The organism is Gracilimonas tropica DSM 19535, from assembly GCF_000375425.1.
Classification (GTDB): Bacteria; Bacteroidota; Rhodothermia; order Balneolales; family Balneolaceae; genus Gracilimonas; species Gracilimonas tropica.
This window is the reverse complement of the sequence record NZ_AQXG01000002.1, coordinates 49,741-72,783: the sequence shown is the minus strand read 5'-3', so window position 1 is coordinate 72,783 and position 23,043 is coordinate 49,741. Positions and strand designations below refer to the sequence as shown.

Here is a 23,043-nt window from a genome sequence, read left to right as displayed (position 1 = left end):
TCAGGATACGCCTGCAAAACCTACTACATAATTTTTGCCGTAAAATTTAGCGCAGTTGGGGCAGGTGGTGTAGAAGAAGTAGATATCCTCCGGCTGCTTTCCTTCTTTGCGAACTTCACCCCGCAGCTGATGATACCATTTCCCGGCTTCTTTATATGGTCCTTCAAATACACGAGTCTCAAAATCACCGCTTAGGTACGACATATCTTCACCAGGTACTTCTTTGGTGACGGCGAAATAGTGTTCGCTTTTCCAGGGAGAGACATCTTTACTTAAAACCACGAAATGATCCATATCTGCAGCTCCGGCATCTTCGATGGCTTTAAAGGTTTTGGAAAACACGCTCCCCATATTAAGGGGCATATGAAAAAAGCTGCGGGTAGTGGCTTTAACAAAAGGTTTGTCTTCAAAATGCAGATTTTGATGATCCCAGCCCTGAGGCTTGAACCGGGGACAACATCCGGTGAGATTATCATAAGCATCATAAAATGGCAGTTCATTGGTTTTCATGGCAGACTCATATCTAAGCTTAGTTAGCAGATAACTAAAGCATTGAGCTATTCTTTTGATGTAGGACAACTTCAAATTAGCCGGAAAGGAAAAGCATTACTGTTTGTGAGCGTGTTTATAAAACATCTTATTTGTAGGTAAAAATTGTACGGGATAGCGTCGGGTAATGCTTGCAATTAAAAATCCTAAAGTTGCTAATCTTAGTTCAGGTAAGTTGTCAGCAGGTGAGGCGTTATTCCTGCCTGTCGGCCTTAGAAAAAAATAGCGGAAAGAAGATGGTGGAATGAAGCGTTAAGAAAGAAATCATACCGCTGAGAAAATAAGAATTAATCTCTGAGCGAGAAGGAATAAACATTGTTTAGTGGAAAAAGGAACCTTCGCCTGTCACGTACTGAATATTGTTGCTTCAATAAGGGGCAAAATTAGTAGCTAAAGGTGACTCCAAAGGAGTAATTTTAACTCGAACCGACAAAAAAATTAATAATGATTGAATTTGAAAACTAAGCAATAACTTATTTATAAATTCATCTCCCAAAAGATTGAAGGAAATCATGGCTTTAACATTGGAAAGTTCAGCATTTAAACAAGGAGAAGAAATTCCCGGGAAGTATACCTGCGATGGAGAGAATATATCTCCGCCGCTGCAATGGAGTGGGGTTCCTGAGAAAACCAGATCTTTTGCTCTTATCTTTGATGATCCGGATGCCCCATCAAAAACGTGGGTTCATTGGGTGATGTATGATATACCGGTTGAAAAAAGAGTTTTGGGCGAACATATTGCAACTACTGCCATCCTGAAAACAGGGGCTCTGCATGGATTAAACGATTTCAAGAAATACGGGTACGGAGGACCTTGTCCGCCAAGTGGTACGCACCGATATTTCATGAAATTGTACGCCCTTGATAAGATGCTGAAAGCCAAGCCGGGCCTCACCAAACAACAGCTGCTTGATGCCATGGAGGGACATGTTCTTGAAAAAGCTGAGTTAATGGGAACTTATAGGCGGAGGTAAGAGGCGAATTACGTAGTTATAAGGCTTAAACTGCGTAATTGGCTTCAAATGTAATCTGTAATCTCCAAATAAAATTGCACCCCTGAAAACCCAGATCAAAAATAAAAAAAGCCAACGATTTCCTTTCGCCGGGATTGTCCGGTTCAAGTTTTGGAGGTTTCATCTCAGCTCCGCTTAACGAAGCACCCTCAATCGCTGGCTCTGTTGCCAATACATTACATATCAACAACATGGACCGTTGCACACTTTTCTTTTCTTTAGTGGAAGAGCTAAGAATGCCCGGTCACTGATTCAGGCATTATCCCCGGAAGTACCGTAGTACAACCAAAGACTGTGCAAGTTCAAGTTGTCAAATGCTCTCTCTTGTTTCTGTGAGCAATGTACTGCTTAAAATGGGAACCGCATGTAAGGCGAAATTTTATTGCGATGTACAATTTTTTCTTACACGAAACCTCCCCGGTCATCTTACTCATCCAATACGAAGGTGATTTTGGCATTTACGCGGTATTTTTCGACCCGGTTTTTGGAAACAACGCCCTGAATATTCTCACAGTACACGCTTTTGATATTATGGACGGTTTTGGATGCATGCTTGACCGCATTTTCAATGGCTTTCTCCATTGTTTCTCCCTCAGCGATCACTTCTATAACTTTGGCTAATGACATGGTTATCTCTCCTTCACTTATATTATTGGTTACATAAATGATAGGGAGTCAAGGCGTATCTGATTGCCCGCCATTTCCTTTATGTGCAGTAGGGAAATGTACGAGTGAGATCGGCTGTCAGCCTGTGATGGTTCTGTTTCGGGCGGCACCTAAACCGAAAGCAAGTTGTACAGCTGCAATGATGAGCATGGCGTATAGAGGAAGATTCCAACTAAGCGTTACATCATGAATGATCCCAAATAAAACAGGCCCAAAAGCTGCAACAAAGTAACCTGCCGACTGAGCCATTCCGGAAAGTCCGGTTGTGAGTTCAGCGGAATCGGCCCGAAGTACCATAAAAAGTAAAGCAAGGCTGAAATTACCTCCCAACCCAAAACCGAGAATTCCTATCCATGCAGAAACAAGGAAGGTATCAAAAAACAGAATGCCGGTAATACCGATGATCTCCATGGTTCCGGTAATGAGCACGATCCGTCGCTGATCCTTAAACCGTCCCGCTATGATCGGGATCACCAAAGAACCTAAGATCCCCGTGGCTTGTGAAATGGATAAAATAAATCCTGCATTAGTGGGGCTCAATCCTCTTTCGATCATGATTTCCGGCAACCAGGCAAGTACTGCATAAAAGATAAGAGATTGTAAACCCATGAAGAGGGCGATCTGCCATGCAATACCGGAAGCTCCCAACTTTTTGATGGCGCTTATGATATGGATCGGGTTTTTTGGTTTGGTACGGTTCTTCAGCTGAGGAATCCATAGTAAAAATCCTAAAAGAGGAAATATCGCCCAGCTGCCCAGGGAAAATTGCCAATCAGTGGCATGTGCCAGGGGGACACTAATTCCGGCTCCCAGCGTGGCCCCGATTCCCATCACACCGGAGTACAAACTGGTCATGAAGCCCGAATGTTCGGGGAAGTCTCTTTTCACGATAGAAGGCATTAGTACATTCATGACGGCGATTCCGATCCCAAGAAAGAGTGTCCCCGCATATAAAGCAGGGATATTGGCAAACGAACGGCCGATAATCCCTGTCGTCAAGATCACCAATGCAGCGCCTAATGTAACTTCCAGGCCAAAGCGCTGGGTAAAATAAAGTGTAAATCCCGACAGCGCCGCAAAGCAGATCAGGGGAAGGGTGGTGATAAGGCCGATCATGCTGTAAGAAAGTCCCAGTGCAGTCTGAATGTATTCGGTAAGCGGCCCTACGCCGGATAGCGGAGAACGCATGGCCAGCGCGATAAAAATGATGCCAAGAATGAGTAGAAAATTTCTTTTTAAAAAGCTGAGAATGCGCGTACTGATGGAAGACCTCTTTTTTGATGAAACAACTAAAATAAACAGACCAAAAGATACGGATGTTTATGCTTGATACGATAGTTTTATCAGCAAGAAGGCATTCTAATCAATCTATTGCAGTGATAGATAATGAGGTATCGGTTCATTCAAACCTTCCCTCATTTTAGTTGTTTCATTGAACAAAAGTTTTGGGCCTGATTTCAAATGATGATCGTTCTATCTAATCCGATTTCTTCTATAAAATACTCATCATGCGAAACGACAAGTAGGGTACCTGAGTAATTTGAAAGTGCATCAGCAAAGATCTTCAGATTTCGCAGATCAAGGTTATTAGTGGGTTCATCTAAAATAATGACCTCAGGCTTTTCTTCTGTAAGTGACATACAGCATAGGGAAAGCCGCATTAATTCTCCTCCACTGAGGAACTGATTTTTCAGCGTCCACATTGGTTTGGGGACCAGATACCGGTGTAACATTGCCTTTAACTCATGGTCAGCTACAGATACTTCATTCGCTGCTTTTACTTGTTGGAGGATGGTGCATTCCCGATCAATGAATCGGTATTCCTGGTCTAATACGCTTACATGATTTGCTTTGACCTCAAGTATCCCCGAAGTTGGTTTGATTTCTTGCTTCAATAACTTAATGAGTGTGGTTTTTCCGGATCCGTTTTTACCCTTGATCCTGATTCTGTCTCCTGATCTTATCTTGAACCGGAGGGGTTCTGCAAAAACAGTAACTGAATCCGGATAGCTGTAATTAAGCCCTTTCGCTGTGAAAAGAATTTTGCCATCACGGATTGAAGCATCCTGAATGGATATTTTAATATCATTCTGTTGTCGTTTCTTTTCTCTCAATGAATTCAGGTGTTCTCTGCTTTCTTCAATTTTAGTTAGGTGCGCCTCATTAAGTTTAGAGGAAGAGTTTTCGGCCTTATTCTTCATGGCGTGAGCCAATATTTTCGGGATATTTTCCTTCCTCGCTTTTTTACTGCCCCGGGCATCGAGTTTCTGCTTTCTTTGCAAAGTATCCCGGTGCTTTTTCTTATTCTCTGAAATGGTTTTTTGAGCATGCCGGATCTGATCTTCTAATGCTTCCGTCTCGATCCTTTTTTGTTCTTCATAAAAGCTGTAATTGCCGCCATATTTTTTTACGCCAATCGAGGAGAGTTCGTAGATGGGATTACAAAGATCCAGAAGTTGTCGGTCATGGCTCACAGATAGCAGATCACAATTTGTGGTTTTTATGAAGTCGTAAACGATTTTTCTTCCCGAATCATCAAGGTGATTGGTGGGTTCATCCATCAGTACCAGTTTGGGTTGATGAACCTGAATTCCCGCCAGGAAAAGCCTTGTTTTTTGGCCTCCGCTGCATAACCCAAACCTGCATTCCAAAGGAATTTTAGGGAGCTGCCAAAACTCAAGTGCAGCCTGGTAACGTTCTGTGAAATCCCAATCATTGCCGATCAAGTCAAAATAATGCTGATTTACAGATCCCTGTTCTATGGCATGAAGTGCATCCAGTTTTACCTGAATTTGCAGAACTTGTGCTACCGTAAAATGATCAAACTGACCGATATGCTGAGGAACGTACCAAAACGGGGAACCGATCTGAATGGAACCGGAGGAGGGAGGCCGAAGGCCTGCTATTATTTTTAGTAAAGTAGATTTTCCTGTTCCGTTATCTCCAACGAGGGCTGCTTTTTCACCCGGTTCAAGTGAAAAATTGAAATTATGAAATAACAGCTGACCAGCAGGGTAAGAAAATGAAATGTTGTTTAGAAGAACTTGCATGAAATTTCAAGATGGAATGAGACATTTTTGTGGATGGGGCGGAATGACTCATTTGAATTTTCATGGCAATACGTGTGTGATAGGTTGTGTAGTTAAGATTTAATCTAAGCTAACCCGGATTAAGCAAAGTTAAATTAGCAATTCGCCGGGTGAATTTTGATTTCTTTTTTTAAATGATCGGAAAAAGTTTCAGACAGCAGTCTTTTGATTTCTTTCTGTGAAACCGAACCATTATTACGGCACTAATGCATTATTGATGCGATGAATTATCAGAAAGATCAATTCTCTTCATTCAGCGCTTTATTCATTGCTTGGTAATAAACGGTTCCCATGATCGCATACCCTTCTGCGTTCAAATGCACGCCATCGCCGGAGAGATGCTGGCTTGGGTTTAAAGCTGCTTCCATATCGGCAAGGATTATACGATCTCCGTTTGCCCGTCTGTCTTTGATATGCTCCCGGAGAGCGGCATTGTATTGCTTAACGAGTACGGCACGATCCTGGGTTTCCATCCCTGATTTCCCCACATTATCAGAAGAAACGGGGGGTATCGTAGCCGCAAGGATGTACGTTCCCGGGTCGGAAGATTCATAAATAAGATCGATCAGTTTGTTCCAACGGTCTGCGATCTCCTGTCCGGTTTCATCAAAGTACCAGGCGATGTCGTTGGTGCCAACCATCAGCGCCACGTATTTAGGACGATGCGTTTTCATCAGCGATTCTGCTTTATCCATGATGCCCTGAATCTTAATACCACCCACGCCTTCATGGTCAGGATCAGGGATGGAGCTATTCTGCCGCTGATTTCCAACATAATCCAGATCGTGGCCATCGGCTTCCAGTAAATTCCAAAGTTTTACCCTTGGGCGCGAATCGTTCGTCATACTGTCGCCCAGGGGCATGATCACCAGGGTTTCATCGGAAGGAGCCGGTGGTTCCGGTTCCGGCTGAGGTTCAATTTCGTAGGTCAAAGCAGCCTCAAGTTTTTGTTGGTCAGCATTTTGGATTTCTACGTTAATCAGGAAATCTCCTGAAAGGTCATCCGGTTGACTTAACCTGAAATTTCCATTGCCCAGGGAGTCGATGGAGATATCATCAGAATAGAGAACTACCGAAGTAAATTCTGCATCGCTTTCAAAATAGTCGAAAATGCTGAATTCTACAGAATCGCCTTGTTTTCCCGAGATCAGAGAGCCGGTTTGGGTGATTTCCGCAGGCTCGAAAACCGGTTCATCCGGGGTAGAATCCGATCCTGAGATGGCATAAATAAGTTCAGTATCCAATTCAAAGTCATCCTCATTCTTCAATTCTGCATGTATCACAAAATTACCGGTAGTATCGCGAGAGTGAACCACACGAAAGGAATCTTCCGAAAGCGCCGTGAATTTCAGATGGTCTCCATACAAATCAGCTGAAGTAAACGGCACCTTGCTTTCAAAATAATCGGGGATGAATAAAATGGAAGCTTTTCCAAGATCCCCATATAAGGTATCCGCCACCTGAATGATGGGTTCGATTTCATCCTGAATGGGCGGCTCAGGAACCGGTTCGTTGGGAATCTGGTCACAACTGATGGCCATCAAGCCAAGAAATAGAAACAAAAACAGGGAGAGAATATTATTCTGCATGGCAAAAGTAGGTAGTAGAATTAAAAAGCCCTTCCCTAAAAAGAGATTATGGGGGAGGGATTGTTACAATTTGAGGAAGGACATTCTATATAACAGATAAAATCGGAATTTGTTCCACATCCGAATTAAGAAAACAGAAAAATTTTGTCAGTGACAGTGTTAACACTATTTATCTTATTTGGAAAGAAGTGTGCAGAATTTTGATATTCCTTTCAGAGGACGTTTAAAAGATGTATTATTGGGTGTGAAAATTTCAGCCACATACCGATTTTTAGCAACACTTTTGAGTGTAAGCATCATCGCAGGTATTTCAATTCCTGCGGGATTGCATGCTATGACTGAGGAAGTGTGTGAAGCCGGGATCGGAGAGATCCATCATTCGATGTCATCGCATGCCGAAGATTGTCCAATGGAAATGGATGATACCCACCGGATGCCCAAGCATCATCAGGCTCACGACTTTGGTTTTGCATGTGCCTGTTCCATTGATGAAGCTCCGTTGAACATCGAAGCCCAGGCGCAGCTTAAAGTGAAAGCCCCTGTTTTGGCTGTCACCCAAATACTTTCTGCTGATCATTTCAGTGAAACCAAAAACCAATCTTTTCAACGTTCGGTTTCTGATAATTTTTCTTCACTGCCCATCTATTTGCTCAACGAGACTTTTCTGAAATAGGGATTGGTATATCCAAGAGTCAGTAGCCTTATTTCTGACCCGTGTTCTGAACATTGAATAGCAAAACATTCGACATTCAATCTTGAATTGGATACGTCTACTATTCTAAATCCTGCAAGCAAAATATGTTTTTGTCGGGATGATGTTCTTACCGAATACCAAATACCATTTATCAATTCCTAACAATTAAAACATGCTTAATAAGACCATCCGGTTTTTCCTGGAGAATAAGCTGGTCGCTGTGTTACTTCTGCTCATTCTGTGTGGGTGGGGATTAGCGGTTGCCCCTTTTAACTGGAACCTTGATTTCTTACCTCGAGATCGTGTGCCGGTAGATGCAATTCCAAATCTCGGAGAAAACCAGCAGATCATTTATACCGAGTGGGAAGGACAATCTCCCCAGGATATTGAAGATCAGGTAACCTATCCTTTGACCACCCAACTGTTGACGGTTCCGGGCATTAAAACCGTGCGCAGTAATTCTATGACCGGACTATCCAGTATCTATGTGATCTTTGAAGAGAACGTGGATTATTACTGGAGTCGCTCCCGCATCCTCGAAAAGTTGAATTCATTGCCAGCAGGAACATTGCCCGAATCTGCCAAACCGGCTTTGGGTCCTGATGCTACCGCATTGGGACAGATCTTCTGGTACACCTTAGAAGGCAGAGACAGTGAAGGGAATCCAACCGGCGGGTGGGACCCACAGGAATTGCGCTCTATTCAGGATTTCTATGTTCGATATGGACTCTCAGGTGCTCAGGGTGTAGCCGAAGTGGCTTCCATTGGCGGGTACATCAAAGAATACCAGGTCGATATCAATCCCAATAAATTAAAAACTTATGGGGTCACGCTGCCGCAAGTGATCGATGCGGTGCGGAAAGCCAATGCCGAAACCGGCGCAAGAACCGTGGAGCTGAACAATGCAGAGTATTTGGTTCGGGGAATTGGCTATGTGCAAGAGTTGGAAGATCTGGAATCGGCCGTAGTAAAAGTAGTGGAAGGCACCCCCGTTCGCATTCAGGATGTGGCTTTTGTAAGTATGGGGCCCGCACCAAGACGTGGCGCACTCGATAAAGCAGGGGCCGAAGCTGTTGGTGGCGTAGTGGTAGCACGACAAGGGGCCAATCCGCAAGCGGTGATCGATAATGTGAAAGCCCAGATCGAAGAAATTTCAGCCGGACTCCCTTCCAAAACGCTGGAAGACGGCACAGAGTCGAAAGTCACGATCGTGCCATTTTATGATCGCTCCACGCTGATCTCCGAAACCCTGGGTACACTCGAAGAAGCGCTCACCCTGCAAATTCTGATCACCATCATAGTGATCGTTGTAATGGTGATGAACCTGCGGACCTCGTTTCTCATTTCAATGATGCTGCCTGTTGCGGTACTCATGACCTTCATTGCCATGAAATACTTTGGGGTAGATGCCAATATCGTGGCTCTTTCCGGGATCGCAATTGCCATTGGAACCATTGTTGATATGGGCGTAATCCTTTCCGAAAACATGCTCCGGCATATGGAGGAAAAGGTGGAAGAGGAGTCACTTTTGGAAGTGATATACAATGCCACGGTCGAAGTGGCCGGTGCGGTTTTAACGGCTATTGCTACCACTATAGTTAGCTTCTTGCCTGTGTTTACGATGGTTGCTGCCGAGGGTAAATTGTTCAAACCTTTAGCCTACACTAAGACCTTCGCGCTCATCGCATCCATCATCATTACCATAACATTGATCCCGCCTTTTGCACATTGGTTCTTTGGGCTGAAGATCAAAAAACCAAAATTGAAACTTGGCTGGAACGGGGTATTGGTCATTGGCGGATTTGTAACTATGCTGACCATCTCAGGCTGGGGAGGTTTCCTGATCCTCGGATTTGGATTGATCAACGGAGCCGGATATTTCCTCGGTGAAAATTATCGCCGGCGCATTCCTTTATTGAATAATGCCTTAGCGGTGGTTGTAGTCACGTGGTTACTAACAACCTATTGGCTGCCTTTCGGCCCTTCGGTTTCCTTCTTCGGTAACCTGATCTTCATAGTGATGATCATTGCGCTTATACTATTCGTATTCTGGTTGATCATCAGATACTATGAATCCATTATCGGCTGGTGCCTGGATCATAAGAAAACCTTTCTCGCCATCCCTGCTTTCTTTGTGTTTTTTGGAGCGATGATCTGGTTGGGTTTTGCGGCAACTTTCGGCTTTATATCCAAAGGATTTAATGCGGTTGGACTTGAGATCAGTGAGACGTCAGTCTGGACGGCCGCCAGTGAAGCATTTCCGGGTTTGGGTGAAGAATTCATGCCGGCTTTGGATGAAGGGGCCTTTCTCTATATGCCAACTACCATGCCGCATGTTGGAGTAGAGGAGGCTGAAGACATGATGCAGAAGATCGATCTTGCCGTGAGTTCCATTCCAGAAGTGAAGCTGGTGGTTGGAAAAATGGGTCGGGCTGAATCGGCTTTGGATCCCGCCCCGGTTTCTATGTTTGAAAATGTAATCCTCTATAAATCAGAGTATCGCACCGATGAAGATGGTCGCCGAATTCGGTTTAAAGTGAATGCTGAAGGGAAATATGAAAGAGATGCCAATGGCGAGCTCATTCCGGACGAAGACGGCAAATATTATCGCCAATGGCGTGATCATATACAGTCGCCAGATGACATTTGGGACGAGATCGTTAAAGTCGCCAAAGTGCCCGGAACGACTTCTGCTCCCAAACTTCAACCCATCGAAACACGTCTGGTGATGTTACAATCAGGTATGCGGGCTCCGATGGGCATCAAAGTGAAAGGGAATGACCTTCGCGAGATCGAAGACTTTGGATTGAAGCTGGAGGAGGTGCTGCGCAAAGTGGAAGGCATAAAAGCTTCATCGGTGTTTGCCGAGCGGATCGTAGGAAAGCCATACCTGGAAGTAAAATGGGATCGCGAGCAGCTTGCCCGCTATGGATTGAATATCGAAGACGTACAGCAGTTTATGTCGATGGGAGTGGGCGGTATGGCAGTCTCTACGTCGGTAGAAGGACGGGAGCGTTACCCCATCCGCGTACGATTTGCCCGGGAATTGCGGGATAGTCCGGAAGCTATCAACGAGCTATTGGTGCCTGCTAAAACCGGCGCTCAGGTTCCGTTGAGTCAGCTGGCGGAAATTGAATACCGGCAGGGGCCACAAGCCATCAAAAGTGAAGATACTTTTCTGGTCGGTTACGTCATCTTTGATAAAGCCGACGGTTTTGCAGAGATCGAAGTGGTAGAGAATGCCACAGCCGACATTCAACAAAAAATTGAAAATGGGGAGCTGGAGGTGCCCGCAGGAATCAACTTTGAATTTGCCGGAGATTATGAAAACCAGGTTCGCGCCGAAAAACGTCTGAGCGTGATCTTACCTATTGCCCTGATTGTGATCTTCTTGATCATGTACTTCCAGTTCAAATCGGTGGCAACCACTTCCATGATCTTCAGTAGCATATTTGTGGCCTGGGCCGGTGGATTTTTGCTCATCTGGCTATACGGACAAGGCTGGTTCCTGAATTTTGACCTGTTTGGCCAAAACCTCAGAGACCTATTCCAAATGGGCACGGTGAATTTGAGCGTGGCCGTTTGGGTGGGTTTCATCGCATTGTTTGGTATTGCAGCAGATGGCGGTGTAGTAATGGCTACATACCTCGATCAGCTGTTTGATCGCAAAAAACCTGCCTCATCTTCCGAACTAAGAGATGTGGTTATTGAAGCAAGTACCCGTCGTATTCGCCCGACTTTAATGACTACTGCCACAACCATCCTGGCGCTGCTGCCTGTTCTCACTTCAACCGGACGTGGATCGGACATCATGGTCCCGATGGCTATCCCAAGCGTGGGAGGGATGTTTCTGCAGATCATCACGCTTTTGGTGATTCCGGTGCTATACTATTTGTGGAAAGAATTTAAAATGAATAGAAAAATATCATGAAAGAACATCGAACAAGGAACATCCAATATCGAACTTTGAACGGGGAGGAAAACTACCTGTTTTTTGATAGAGACCGATGTCATTTGCTAAAGAAATCAGAGATAGAGTACAGTAGGAGCAACGAAGCTCGAATACACCTTTCTGTAACCCGCGGTTCCGGCAGGCATTCCGAACCAACGGCTCGGAACGAAAGAAAATCCCCCCTTGAGGGAGGTGGATCGCGTAACGAAAGCGGAGCAAGACGGAGAGTGTTGACTTTGAGGACTAATGAGTTTGCAAATGAGAATAAAAGCCCATGGCACCAACACCTCTCCCTGCTAAAGCCGGACTCTCCTCAGGGAGAGATTTTCTTAGCGAAATTAGGGCGCTCTTTTTGGCTGCTGATTTTGTTTCTGATGCTATCATTTTCTTACACAGCAACCGCTCAAACTATTTCTCAGTACCAGCAGGAGGCTGCGGAGAATAATCCCCAGTTAAAAGCAGCTTATCAGCGATATTTAGCAGCGCTGGAGGAAAGTCCGATTGTGGGAGCGTTGCCTGATCCGGAAGTTTCTTTTGCCTATTTCATCAAACCGATCGAGACGAGAGTGGGGCCTCAACAGGGGCGTATTTCGGTTTCTCAAATGTTGCCATGGTTTGGGAGCTTGGGAGATCGCCGGTCGGTGGCTTCCCTGAAAGCAAAAGCAAGATATGAGGAATTTCAGGAGGCCCGAAACCGACTATTCTACCAGGTAGAAAGAACCGTACTGGATCTGTATGAAGTGGATGAAAGCATTCGTCTGGCCAATGAAAACCTGATGATTCTGAATTCGCTGGTGGAGCTGAGTCTTGCCCGCTACGAAACGGACCGGGCCACACAGGTGGATGTTCTCCGTGCCCAAATCGAACAGGAAGACCTTCGCATTCAGATCGAGTTGCTGAAAGATAACAGAGGTGTTCTGATTCAAAAGATGAAAGAACTGTTGAACAAGAAAGAAGCTTTAGCAATCAGTGCTCCTGATACGTTAACAGTGGAATATATTTCAAGCAGAGAAGAGCTTTTAGGGCAAATGCAGCAGCAAAATCCTGATCTCCAAAGGCTTCAATATCAGGAAGCTTCTTCTCGGGAAAACAGATCACTGGCTGCCAAACAAAACAAACCGGATATTATGCTGGGTGTGGATTACATCTTCAATGGGGAATCTGAAATGCCAAATGTAGCCAATAGCGGTGAGGATGCCCTGATGGTGATGGCCGGCTTCAAAATACCTCTGTTTGGAAAGAAAAATAGAGCCACTCTCAGGCAGGCAGATCAGCAGGTTCGGGAAACCCAATTTCAGCTTTCAAGTCGGGAGAATACCCTGGAAACGGAACTGGATGCTTCTTTGCGAGATTATGAAGACGCTCTTCGGCGATATCAGTTATACGATCAAAAGCAGATCCAACGCATCACTCAGGCTATTAACATTATGATGGAAGCCTACGCCTCCGACAGCTCTGATTTCGAGGAGATCTTGCGCATGCAGCGAAAACAGCTCAGTTACCAATTAAAGCGGGTTCAGGCTATCACAGATCAGCATCAAGCCAAGGCTTATATCGAGTACCTGACGGGCAAACATAATCTCAAAGAGAATATCGAATAGTGAATATTGACCATTATTGAATTTTGAATAGCTGAACAAATTTTACCTAAAAATCATACATCATGAATACTAAAAACATACTTATTTACTCAGCATTTATACTCGGCGGATTACTGCTGGGATATCTCTTTTTTGGAGGAGGATCGGCGGAACCCCAGAGCCTGGATGAGCACATTTCTGAAACCCACACCAATGAAAAGGGAGAGATCGTATACACCTGCAGCATGCACCCTCAGATCAGGGAAAGTGAGCCGGGGAATTGTCCCATTTGTGGGATGGAGCTTATTCCTGCAGATGATATGAATAGCGATGAGTCCCAATCGCTGGGAGAGAATGCCATTCAGTTTTCTGAAGCGGCTTTGGCATTGGCAGAGATCGAAACCACGCCGGTGAGAACAGGCATTCCCGTGATGGAAGCACGTTTACCGGGAAAAGTGGTGGTGAACCAGAATTTAGTGTCGAATGTGACGGCGCATTTTCCGGGACGAGTCCGGGAGTTGTATGTAGATTACATTGGCGATTATGTGCGTAAGGGACAGAAATTGGCTTCGATCTATTCCCCGGAATTGATCACTGCCCAGCGGGAATTGCTGGAAACGGCTCGCTTTAAAGAGCAGAATCCGAAGTTGTATGAGGCGGCACGACGTAAGCTCTTGCTCTGGGAATTTCCGGCTGAAACCATCAATCAGATCGAACGTTCCGGAGAGGTAATGGAAGAACTGGATTTCTTCTCGCCCGTCTCCGGTTATGTTTCCCAGATCGACATTTCCAGGGAAGACCACATCAACGAAGGATCAATGTTATACCGGGTAGCCGATCTCTCCAAAGTATGGGTGGAATTTGAGGCGTTTGAGTCGACGGTGAGTCAGCTGGAAAGGGGAGATGAAGTGAATTTTACAGTGAGTTCTCTTCCGGGAAATACCTTCACAGGAAAAGTGAATTTTATTGAGCCTTTTTTGGATGAAAGTTCACGCACGGTCAATGTACGGATCACCGCAGATAATGATCAGAACCGCATGAAGCCCGGCATGTTTGCTGAAGGAATTATCACTTCCAAAAAAGAAGGGCAGCCACAACTTTTGGTTCCCCGGAGTGCTGTACTGTGGACGGGATCGCGTTCAATTGTGTTTGTGGATGTTTCCACCTCCGGTACACCGGCTTTTGAGGCGCGGGAAGTCACACTGGGGATACGAGCCGGTAATGAGTATGTGATAGAAGCCGGATTAGAAGTAGGAGAAGAAGTGGTAACCAATGGCACTTTTAAAGTGGATGCCGCTGCCCAACTCAGCGACAAACTAAGTATGATGAACCGGGAGCCCGGAACCGGAGCCAATCGTGGTGCTCACGATCATGGCGGTATGGATATGAACTCCAATGAAATGGAACCGATGGAAGATCATTCGCAACATCAAATGTCCGGAAGTCTACAAGCAGACAAAGGCCTGAGTGTATTGATCCCGGAATACCTGAAGCTAAAAGAAGCCTTAACGAAAGATGATTTTGATGCAGCTCAGGATTATATCACCACTTTTTCGAAAGAGGAATTTGGAGATATAGAGGAGTTGAGGGCTGAGTTCAAGGTGATCTCCGGAATGCTGACCGAACGTGTTGAAGAAGAAGGTTATGATGGAACATTATACAAACAATACTGCCCGATGTATGATGGAGGCAGTACCTGGATCAGCGATAAAGAAAGCATTACTAATCCATTTTATGGTTCTAAGATGCATAATTGCGGAGAGACCGTAGAAAGACTTAATTGACATACTTACCTGACAGTGATTAATTAAGACACCGACAGAATAAATGTGTAACCCAATAAAACCCTTCTCGTTATGGAATTTATATTAACCCCCCAATGGGCTCCAAACATTCATCCTTTGCTGGTACATTTCCCAATCGCCATTTTGGTGGTTGCTGCACTGGCGAATCTTGTAACTCTTTTTGTTCCCTCTACATGGTGGGATGAGACCAAAAACACGATTCTGTATGTGGCTGGTGCCATTTTCGCCGGAATTACCTACTACAGTGGAACCATTGCCGCAGATACTGTTTTTCTGCCGACTGAAGCACAATCGGTGTTAAGCGAACACGCCGAATGGGCCCGGTATTTGCTTTGGTTCTTTGTGCTTTACGCTTTGTTAAGAATGGCTTTTCATTGGTTTGATCTTTTTGAGCGAAAGAGCTTCAAGATCATAGCTTTTATCACCGTTTTACCGGGATTGTTCATGATCTTTGAGACGGCAGAATACGGTGGAAAAATGGTATATGGATATGGTGCCGGAACCGGTCAGCTTCTACAGCAAGAAGAGCCGGAAACGTTTGCTTCGCCGGATAGTTTGAACGCTGTTTCATCATTCCATAAGAAAGAAAACGGAGATTGGAATTGGTCAGTAAGTTCAAATGCTGTAAGTGATCTGATTACCAATTTTAAATGGGTAGAAGGAACCGTTCAGGATCTGAAACCGGTGGTAGTGTCTGCTGAATCCCCAAAACTTAAAATAGAGCTTAGCGATCAAACGAATATGTTTGTCACCCGCAAAGAATACCGGGATGTTCAAATCGACTATTATCTGAATCTGGATAATCTGGATGGAGAAGTAGAACTCATTCATCATGTACAGGATACCGAAAACTATGATTTTGTATCTCTGAATGATGAGGGCATAATACGTCAGGGCAGAGTGGATAACGGAGAAACAGCCATCTTTGAAGAAGGAACCTTTGAACCAAACGGCGAGATATTTGTTCGTGTGGTAGGTGATGGATCACACTTCCGCGGATATGTAAATAAAGCAATGAAAGTACACGGACACGGAGATGCCCCGAAAGCCGGAAGTGTAGGCATAAAATTAAGCGGAGAAGGTTCAGTTTTGATCTCAGAGATTGAGCTGAGTCAGCTGTAGAAGAATTAAATAAAGGAGCATGCCATGAATCACGAACATCATCAACATTCCAATCAACATGATCATCACGGTAAAGGCGGGCATGATCATGCAGATCACTACAAACACGATCAAAAAAAGAGTGGAGGACATGCGCACCACGATCATCATAAAATGATGGTTCAGGATTTCAAGTTCCGTTTTTGGTGGGTACTGGGGCTTACCATCCCGATCATGGTGCTTTCTCCCATGATCCAGCATTTTCTGGATGTAGATTGGCGTTTTACCGGAGATACATGGATTCTGGCCATACTCTCGACCGGAGTATTTTTCTTTGGAGGTAAGCCGTTTTTAACCGGCCTGGTGGATGAACTCAAGAAAAAGCAACCCGGAATGATGACCCTCATCGGGTTAGCTATCTCCATAGCTTACTTCTATAGTACCGCTGTAGTTTTCGGCTTTAAGGGAGATCTGCTGTACTGGGAATTATCTACACTGGTTGGAATTATGTTGCTGGGCCATTGGATCGAAATGCGATCTGTCATGAGCGCTTCATCCGCGTTGGAAGAGTTAGCCGCCTTACTTCCCGGAGAGGCTCATAAAGTAAATGATGACGGTTCCACGGAGGATATACCGGTGGAAGACCTCATACAAGGAGATAACGTATTGATCAAGCCGGGAGAAAAAATTCCTGCCGATGGAATTGTGGTAAAAGGTGAGACCAGTGTAAATGAAGCCATGTTGACCGGGGAATCGAAACCCGTAAGCAAAACCAAAGGAGATGAAGTAATTGGAGGGTCAGTTAATGAAAAAGGCTCCATCACGATAAAAATTTCCAAGACCGGGGATGATTCCTTTTTATCCCAGGTGATGAAGTTGGTAAAAGAAGCCCAGGAAAGTAAATCAAGAACGCAGGATTTAGCCAATCGGGCTGCATTCTGGCTGACTATCTTAGCCATTACTGCCGGCTTGATCACTTTTGCAGCATGGGTCCTTTTCACCGGACAAAGTCTCGACTTCGCCATGAACCGAACTGTTGCGGTGATGGTCATAACTTGTCCACATGCCTTGGGATTGGCTATTCCACTGGTGGTTTCAAGATCGACGAGTATAGCTGCTACTAATGGATTTCTGATTCGCGACCGGACTGCTTTTGAAGAAGCCCGCAACCTCGATGCCGTCATTTTTGATAAAACCGGAACCCTGACGAAAGGAACCTTCACCGTAACTGATATATTGAACTTTGGAGAAACTTATTCCGATCAGGAGATCTTAAAATACGCCGCATCGCTGGAAAAAAACTCTGAGCATCCGCTGGCCAAAGGAATCTTGGAAAAAGCAGCAGAAACCTGGGAACCGGACGCCTTCGATTCTATCCCCGGCAAAGGTATTCAGGGAAAAGTGAATGGCAAAAGCGTAAAAGTGGTAAGCCCGGGTTACGTCCGTGAACAGGAAATGGGTTATCCAAATGAGGAGGTCGAGGAAATATCATCACAGGGCAAAACCGTGGTTTTTGTGATCATTGAAAACGAATTGGCGGGAGCCATTGCATTGGGAGATGAGATCCGCGAATCCTCCAAAAAAGCGATTGATGCGCTTCACAAAATGGGAATCGAGTGTATCATGCTGACGGGAGACAATAGACAAACAGCCGAATATGTAGCCAGAGAATTGGGGATCGACCAAGTGTTTGCCGAAGTATTGCCCAATGAAAAAGCAGACAAGGTAAAAGAAGTGCAAGATCAGGGGAAAAAAGTAGCTATGACGGGTGATGGGGTGAATGATGCTCCCGCACTTGCACAGGCCAATGTGGGAATAGCTATTGGAGCAGGATCGGATGTGGCCGTTGAAACAGGTGATATTGTCCTGGTCAAAAATAACCCACAAGATGTGACCTCCCTTATTCATTTATCCAAATCTACCTATCGGAAAATGGTGCAGAATTTATGGTGGGCCTCCGGATATAATATCGGAGCAATTCCATTGGCAGCGGGAGCTCTGTATGTATGGGGAATAATTCTAAGTCCGGCTTTGGGTGCTATTCTAATGTCGTTAAGTACCGTGATCGTAGCGGTTAATGCCCGTTTCCTAAAAATGGAAGAACAATAATTGTCACAAACAAGGCATGCTAATTCTAATTACAAACCTTCAAATTCATTATGAATGAATTTATAGCATTGTATGGCGAATCAACCAAAACAGCTCTTGGTTTCTTCTGGAAATCGGGGTGGGCATTTGTGCTCGGATATTTTGTATCGGGGATGATACAAGCCTTCGTGCCCAAAGGGAAACTGACAAAGTATATGGGCGATGGAGGTATCAAAAGTGTTTCTTTATCCACACTTTTTGGAGCGGCATCTTCATCCTGTTCATTTGCTGCACTGGCAGCCGCCCGCGCACTCATCAAAAAGGGGGCCCATTTTATAGCCGGTGTAGCCTTTATGTTTGCCTCTACCAACCTGGTGATCGAATTGGGGATTCTGATCCTTATTTTTCTGGGATGGCAGTTTTTGGCAGCCGAGATCATCGGGGGATTAGTGCTGATCGCTATCAGCAGTGTCCTCATTAAACTAACCTATCCCAAAAGCTGGATGGAAGCGGCTCGTGACAAGGTAGAATCGGAAGGCGACGGCCTGGAAGAAGATTTCGACTGGAAGAAACGCATCAAGAGTAAAGAAGGCTGGCAGCTGGTCGGACATAAATTCGTCAACGACTGGAAAATGGCTTGGGAAGATATTCTCATCGGGTTTACCATCGCCGGTTTTGTGGCCGTATTAGTACCTGAATCTTTTTGGAGTGAACTTTTTCTGGTGAATGCTTCCGGTATTCCTGAATGGTTGGTGACGTTAGAGAATGCTTTGGTAGCTCCATTTGTAGCTGCCGCCACGTTTATCGGCTCCATGGGGAATATCCCGCTAGCCACGGTATTGAATGAAAACGGGGTGCTTTTTGCCGGTATCATGGGCTTTATCTATTCCGACCTGATGGTGCCGCCGCTGGTGCATATCAATGCCAAATATTATGGATGGAGATTGGCGCTTTACATTGCCGGGATCATGTTTGTAAGTATTGTAATTACCGCTTTGTTGATGAATGGTTTATTCGGGCTATTGGGAATTACTCCGGAAAGTCAGCGCGTGGTTTCGGAGATCACCCAATTCAAGATCGATTATACGTTTTGGATGAACCTCGTATTTGTTTGGGTCGCTGGCTGGCTGGTTTGGCAGAATAAAAGCTATCTCAAAAACCACTCCATGAAAATGATGAGCATGGAAGGCGGCGGAAAAATAAAGGCCATTGCCGTTAGGGTATTTATCGCCATCAATGTGGTAGGGTTACTCGCCTTTCTGCTTGTTTGATACGTTTATCCTTTTCGCTATATAATTGAAGCAAGGGAAGAGGGTATAATTAGTAAAAACGTAAATGTTAAAAATAATTAATCTTAGAGATGTAACAATTGCTCGTCCAAATACTCTTGGTTTCATCAGCTGTATAAGACAGTGAGCGTTGAAACGCTTTGGGGTGAGTTCTATTCCTCCATTGGAAGGACATTTTGAGTGCAGGTTTATTTGGCAATGATCAGAACCTGAATTTAAAAATTATAACTCAAGATCCTTTTGATATGAAAGTACCTATGGAAATGGCGCTATCTGTAGCACGGGAGAATTTAAAAGAAATACGAACGGTAACCGAGTGGGCGCAGAAGATGGGTTATAAGTGCCCGAAGTATTTTTCGAGGAAGTTTAAGAAGTATTACGGGGTTCCTCCAAAACCCAAATTGGTGGAGTTGCGGATAGAGAAATTCCATGAGTTGATTAGGGAATTTCCGGAAATAAGCTGTTTTGAATTGGGACTTGAACTCGGGATTGGAGATGAAACTGATTTAAGTAAATATATAAAGAGGCATACACGGAAATACCCCAATGAATGGAAAAATTTATAAAGTTAAACTCTCTAATTACTAAGACTTTAGTTATGAAATATTTGATCGTTTTATCAACTGTTTTGCTAATGAATATTCACAATGGTAATGCTCAAAAACTTGAAGGTCAGATAATTGACAAAACAACGGAATCACCTTTGGCTTATGTAAATATTGGAATAGTAGAACTCGGAATAGGTACGGTTAGTGATGAAAAAGGCAAATTTGCGTTAAAAGTATCGAAAGATAAAGCCGATTCGGTGTTGTTTTCTGCATTAGGATTTGAATCGGTGAAATATTCTATTTCAGGTTTGTTAAAAGAACCAATAGTAAAGCTTAATCCAAAATCCTATGAATTGAAAACTTTTGATGTAGTGGATAAGGCCAGGGGGAGAGATAAAATATTTGGCAAGAAGAAAGGAATACCCCAGGGAGAAACAAACTTAATGGGGAATAGTCCTGGTGATGAGATAGGAGCTCACATTAGAATTAAGCAACCTACATATCTGAAAAGTGCAAACTTTAATATTACCAGAGTCAGTGGGGACAGTATGATATTCCGGGTCAATATATATGAGTTTAATAATGGGGAAATCGGAGATAATCTTTTGAAAGAAAATGTATTGCTTGAAAGCTCTCAGGAAGAGGGTATTGTTACAGTGGACCTAACACCTTACCAATTATTGATAGAACAGGATGTATTACTAACATTAGAAAATATAGATGTAGATTTAAATAAAAATGATCGAGGAATACTATTTAAATATGTACCAGTTTGGTTTAAAGCTAAAGGATTTTATATAAGAAAGGGCGTAAATTCTAAAAATGTGAATGGCAGTTTTTTAAAGCTTTTAGATGGTGTTGAGCTATGTTTCTATTTCGTCGGGAGAGAATTAAAGTGATAGAAAAATGGCAAGTAAAAGTAGTAAGTAAATGTTCTTGATTTATTTAAGATGTTTAAGAAAATTAAATCCGTCAACTTTAACAAATACATTATGCTATGAAAACAATATTTAAATTTTTCGGGATAACATTACTTTTGTCAATATTATCGTTAAATGTGGTTATAACGGGAAACACATTAAATGAAACAGAAGTGATGATCAAAACCCAGGAGGCTAATGCTCACATAGAGCCTGAAATCGCATGTCATTCATCTTCAAAGATTAACTTAGCTTATTCATATACTGATTGCTCGACATGCAATAACAGAAACTTCAGAAGAGGTATAGGTACAGAGTCAACTTGTATTCCTTAATAGGTATAAAAGGTTCTAAATAGCGTTTATGGGTATCCATAAACGCTTAATTTTTTTAACTTAACTCTTTTGGTTATGGTTCATAAAAATATTTTACTAATTATAGTTGCCAGTTTATTCATCTCATGTACTCATACGTCTGAGGATAGCAACCAAAAAATTTTAACCAAATTTCAAGACAGTATTAAATTGGAAGCAGAGCCTTTTCCAATTAATGAAAAGGTGTTAGGTATAATTTATTTGCAGCAATTAGACTCATTAATAATTGCCAGTACTATACAAGAAGATAATTTGTATTGGGTTTTAGAAAATGAAAAGGTAAAGGCAAATTTTGGTAATACCGGGAATGGGCCTAAAGAGATACCTTATCCTATTCACATTTATGATACATTTAAAAGAAATGCATTTCTATATGATTCTCAACTATTACTATTGTCTAAAGTTGATGTGGATGCTTCTATTGGGTCTGGAAAACTGGAAATAATTGATCAATATGAATTTCCCAAAGAACTATCTGGGATTCGTGAAGCATTTTTTATTAATGAAGAACTTATTGCAGGAATTTATGATGACCGATTTGACAAGAGATTAGATGAAAAAAGAGGCGTATTTTTCTTTCATATAGAAGAGAACTCCTATGAGCTTCTTCAATTAAATAACATTGAGATCACTCCGTATGAAGTAATGCCCGCTATTAATATAAATGCCAAAATGCCTACTCTTTCTCCGGATCGTACAAAAATAGCGTTGGCAAGTGTACATAACCCAATTTTAGAGATCGTGGATCTGGAAAAAAGACAAGTAAAGGAGCTAAAAATAGAGGGAGAAGATATTTTGGAAAATTATCCTCTTGAAGATTTCAAAGATGGAGAAGCTATTCAGTATTACACATTTATTTCTTCTACTGAAAAACATCTATATCTATTGTGTAAGGGGTATTCAGAGAATAATACTGAGGCTGGATCAGACTACTACATTCAAGTTTATTCATGGGAAGGGGAGCCTGTAAATCAATATGAAGTACCCTCTGGCATCGCGTTGTCTTCATTTTTTGTAAATGAAGAAGATGCGGTTCTTATAGGACATAGTTTAGAGAATGGGCAGACGTATAAATTCAAATTGTAATTCAGAATCTTCCAAAGATGAAACTTGAGCCAAAGATCCTATTCGTTAGTCTGATTGTTCTCGCTTTTTTTAGTTTATGGCTACTATACACTAATCATATTAGGCAAGATCAAATAGATAAGTTAGTTCATTTACAAAATGAACAAATTCTTAGTGGTAATGAACCTGAAAGCTGGGGTTTTGAACAAGCAGGTAACAGATCAGCTAAAATTGTACATCCTGAAGTTGAACTATCTTCAGCAGGATTATCATTGAGCGTCTTTTTTACAGACAATGGATGCGGTTATTGCGTGGATCATGAAGTTGAACTTTTGAATAAACTAAATGAAGAATTCGAGGGTAATTTTAATACTTATCTAATCAGTCACAACAAGTCTTTTTTAAAGCGCTTACACGATGCTGAATTTCCCTACACAACAATTGATCCTCAAGAAAAATTATTGAACAACGACTTTGATTTTGGAAATCCGGTTGCTCTCTTTACTGACAAAAACGGAGTTGTCCAAATCATTCATGTAGCTGAAAAGGATAACGAAGCAAAAAGCAACCATTTTTATGATAGAGCTGAGTCTCTTCTTTCTTCAATTCATAAATGAATAAGAATTATGACTCCTCCCCAACCACCCGATCCTGATGAAAACTGAACAAAAATATCTAATCAAAACTATTCCTCATCTTTTCTCGTCATCAACTAAAAAAT

17 protein-coding genes and 1 riboswitch are annotated in these 23,043 nt (G+C 43.2%); of the genes, 12 read left to right on the top strand and 5 right to left on the bottom strand.

All coding sequences use genetic code 11. From position 1 onward, the window contains the following. Complete coding sequence (locus tag B151_RS0103965; protein ID WP_020402307.1) at positions 1–510, bottom strand: hydrolase; 510 nt, start codon at positions 508–510, stop codon at positions 1–3. 551 nt (positions 511–1,061) lie between these two features. Here B151_RS0103965 and B151_RS0103960 point away from each other — a divergent pair. Then, positions 1,062–1,523 carry a YbhB/YbcL family Raf kinase inhibitor-like protein gene (locus B151_RS0103960; RefSeq protein ID WP_040516572.1) on the top strand — a complete coding sequence of 154 codons (462 nt, stop codon included), beginning with the start codon at positions 1,062–1,064 and terminating at the stop codon, positions 1,521–1,523. A gap of 103 nt (positions 1,524–1,626) precedes the next feature. Then, positions 1,627–1,723: riboswitch (TPP riboswitch) on the bottom strand. A 265-nt stretch (positions 1,724–1,988) separates the two neighbouring features. Here B151_RS0103960 and B151_RS0103950 read toward each other — a convergent pair. The 4 genes from B151_RS0103950 to B151_RS17910 form a co-directional block, all read right to left on the bottom strand. Beyond that, positions 1,989–2,189, bottom strand: coding sequence for a dodecin family protein (locus B151_RS0103950; protein ID WP_020402303.1), 201 nt, complete (start codon positions 2,187–2,189; stop codon positions 1,989–1,991). Between the two features lie 117 nt (positions 2,190–2,306). After that, positions 2,307–3,428, bottom strand: coding sequence for a CynX/NimT family MFS transporter (locus tag B151_RS0103945; RefSeq protein WP_281103931.1), 1,122 nt, complete (start codon positions 3,426–3,428; stop codon positions 2,307–2,309). A 257-nt stretch (positions 3,429–3,685) separates the two neighbouring features. Then, positions 3,686–5,278, bottom strand: a complete 1,593-nt coding sequence (locus B151_RS0103935) for an ABC-F family ATP-binding cassette domain-containing protein (protein ID WP_020402300.1) — start codon at positions 5,276–5,278, stop codon at positions 3,686–3,688. 278 nt (positions 5,279–5,556) lie between these two features. After that, entirely contained in the window at positions 5,557–6,906 is a 1,350-nt protein-coding gene (locus B151_RS17910; protein ID WP_020402299.1) for a GDSL-type esterase/lipase family protein, read from the bottom strand. Between the two features lie 190 nt (positions 6,907–7,096). Here B151_RS17910 and B151_RS0103925 point away from each other — a divergent pair, with 190 nt between their 5' ends. The 11 genes from B151_RS0103925 to B151_RS0103875 all read left to right on the top strand — a co-directional run bounded on the left by B151_RS0103925 (position 7,097) and on the right by B151_RS0103875 (position 22,939). After that, positions 7,097–7,579 (top strand): hypothetical protein, encoded by a 483-nt coding sequence (locus B151_RS0103925; protein ID WP_026166452.1) that lies wholly within the window; start codon positions 7,097–7,099, stop codon positions 7,577–7,579. A 193-nt stretch (positions 7,580–7,772) separates the two neighbouring features. Further along, positions 7,773–11,531 carry an efflux RND transporter permease subunit gene (locus tag B151_RS0103920; RefSeq protein ID WP_020402297.1) on the top strand — a complete coding sequence of 1,253 codons (3,759 nt, stop codon included), beginning with the start codon at positions 7,773–7,775 and terminating at the stop codon, positions 11,529–11,531. Next, the gene (locus tag B151_RS0103915) at positions 11,528–13,153 is read left to right on the top strand and encodes a TolC family protein (protein WP_020402296.1); all 1,626 of its coding nucleotides are present in this window, start codon (positions 11,528–11,530) and stop codon (positions 13,151–13,153) included. Before B151_RS0103920 ends, B151_RS0103915 begins: the two co-directional genes overlap by 4 nt. A gap of 62 nt (positions 13,154–13,215) precedes the next feature. Beyond that, complete coding sequence (locus B151_RS0103910; protein WP_020402295.1) at positions 13,216–14,916, top strand: efflux RND transporter periplasmic adaptor subunit; 1,701 nt, start codon at positions 13,216–13,218, stop codon at positions 14,914–14,916. Between the two features lie 72 nt (positions 14,917–14,988). Then, the gene (locus B151_RS0103905) at positions 14,989–16,059 is read left to right on the top strand and encodes a DUF2231 domain-containing protein (protein ID WP_020402294.1); all 1,071 of its coding nucleotides are present in this window, start codon (positions 14,989–14,991) and stop codon (positions 16,057–16,059) included. 24 nt (positions 16,060–16,083) lie between these two features. Continuing rightward, positions 16,084–18,147, top strand: coding sequence for a heavy metal translocating P-type ATPase (locus B151_RS0103900; protein ID WP_020402293.1), 2,064 nt, complete (start codon positions 16,084–16,086; stop codon positions 18,145–18,147). A 50-nt stretch (positions 18,148–18,197) separates the two neighbouring features. Further along, positions 18,198–19,397, top strand: coding sequence for a permease (locus B151_RS0103895; RefSeq protein ID WP_020402292.1), 1,200 nt, complete (start codon positions 18,198–18,200; stop codon positions 19,395–19,397). Between the two features lie 263 nt (positions 19,398–19,660). Continuing rightward, entirely contained in the window at positions 19,661–19,981 is a 321-nt protein-coding gene (locus B151_RS0103890; RefSeq protein ID WP_040516570.1) for a helix-turn-helix domain-containing protein, read from the top strand. After that, positions 19,966–20,862, top strand: a complete 897-nt coding sequence (locus B151_RS0103885) for a carboxypeptidase-like regulatory domain-containing protein (RefSeq protein WP_020402290.1) — start codon at positions 19,966–19,968, stop codon at positions 20,860–20,862. Before B151_RS0103890 ends, B151_RS0103885 begins: the two co-directional genes overlap by 16 nt. Positions 20,863–21,293: 431 nt before the next feature. Further along, complete coding sequence (locus tag B151_RS0103880; protein WP_020402289.1) at positions 21,294–22,343, top strand: hypothetical protein; 1,050 nt, start codon at positions 21,294–21,296, stop codon at positions 22,341–22,343. Between the two features lie 17 nt (positions 22,344–22,360). Then, a complete protein-coding gene (locus tag B151_RS0103875) occupies positions 22,361–22,939 on the top strand; it encodes a hypothetical protein (RefSeq protein WP_020402288.1) in 579 nt (192 codons plus the stop codon). The last annotated feature ends 104 nt before the right edge of the window (positions 22,940–23,043 follow it).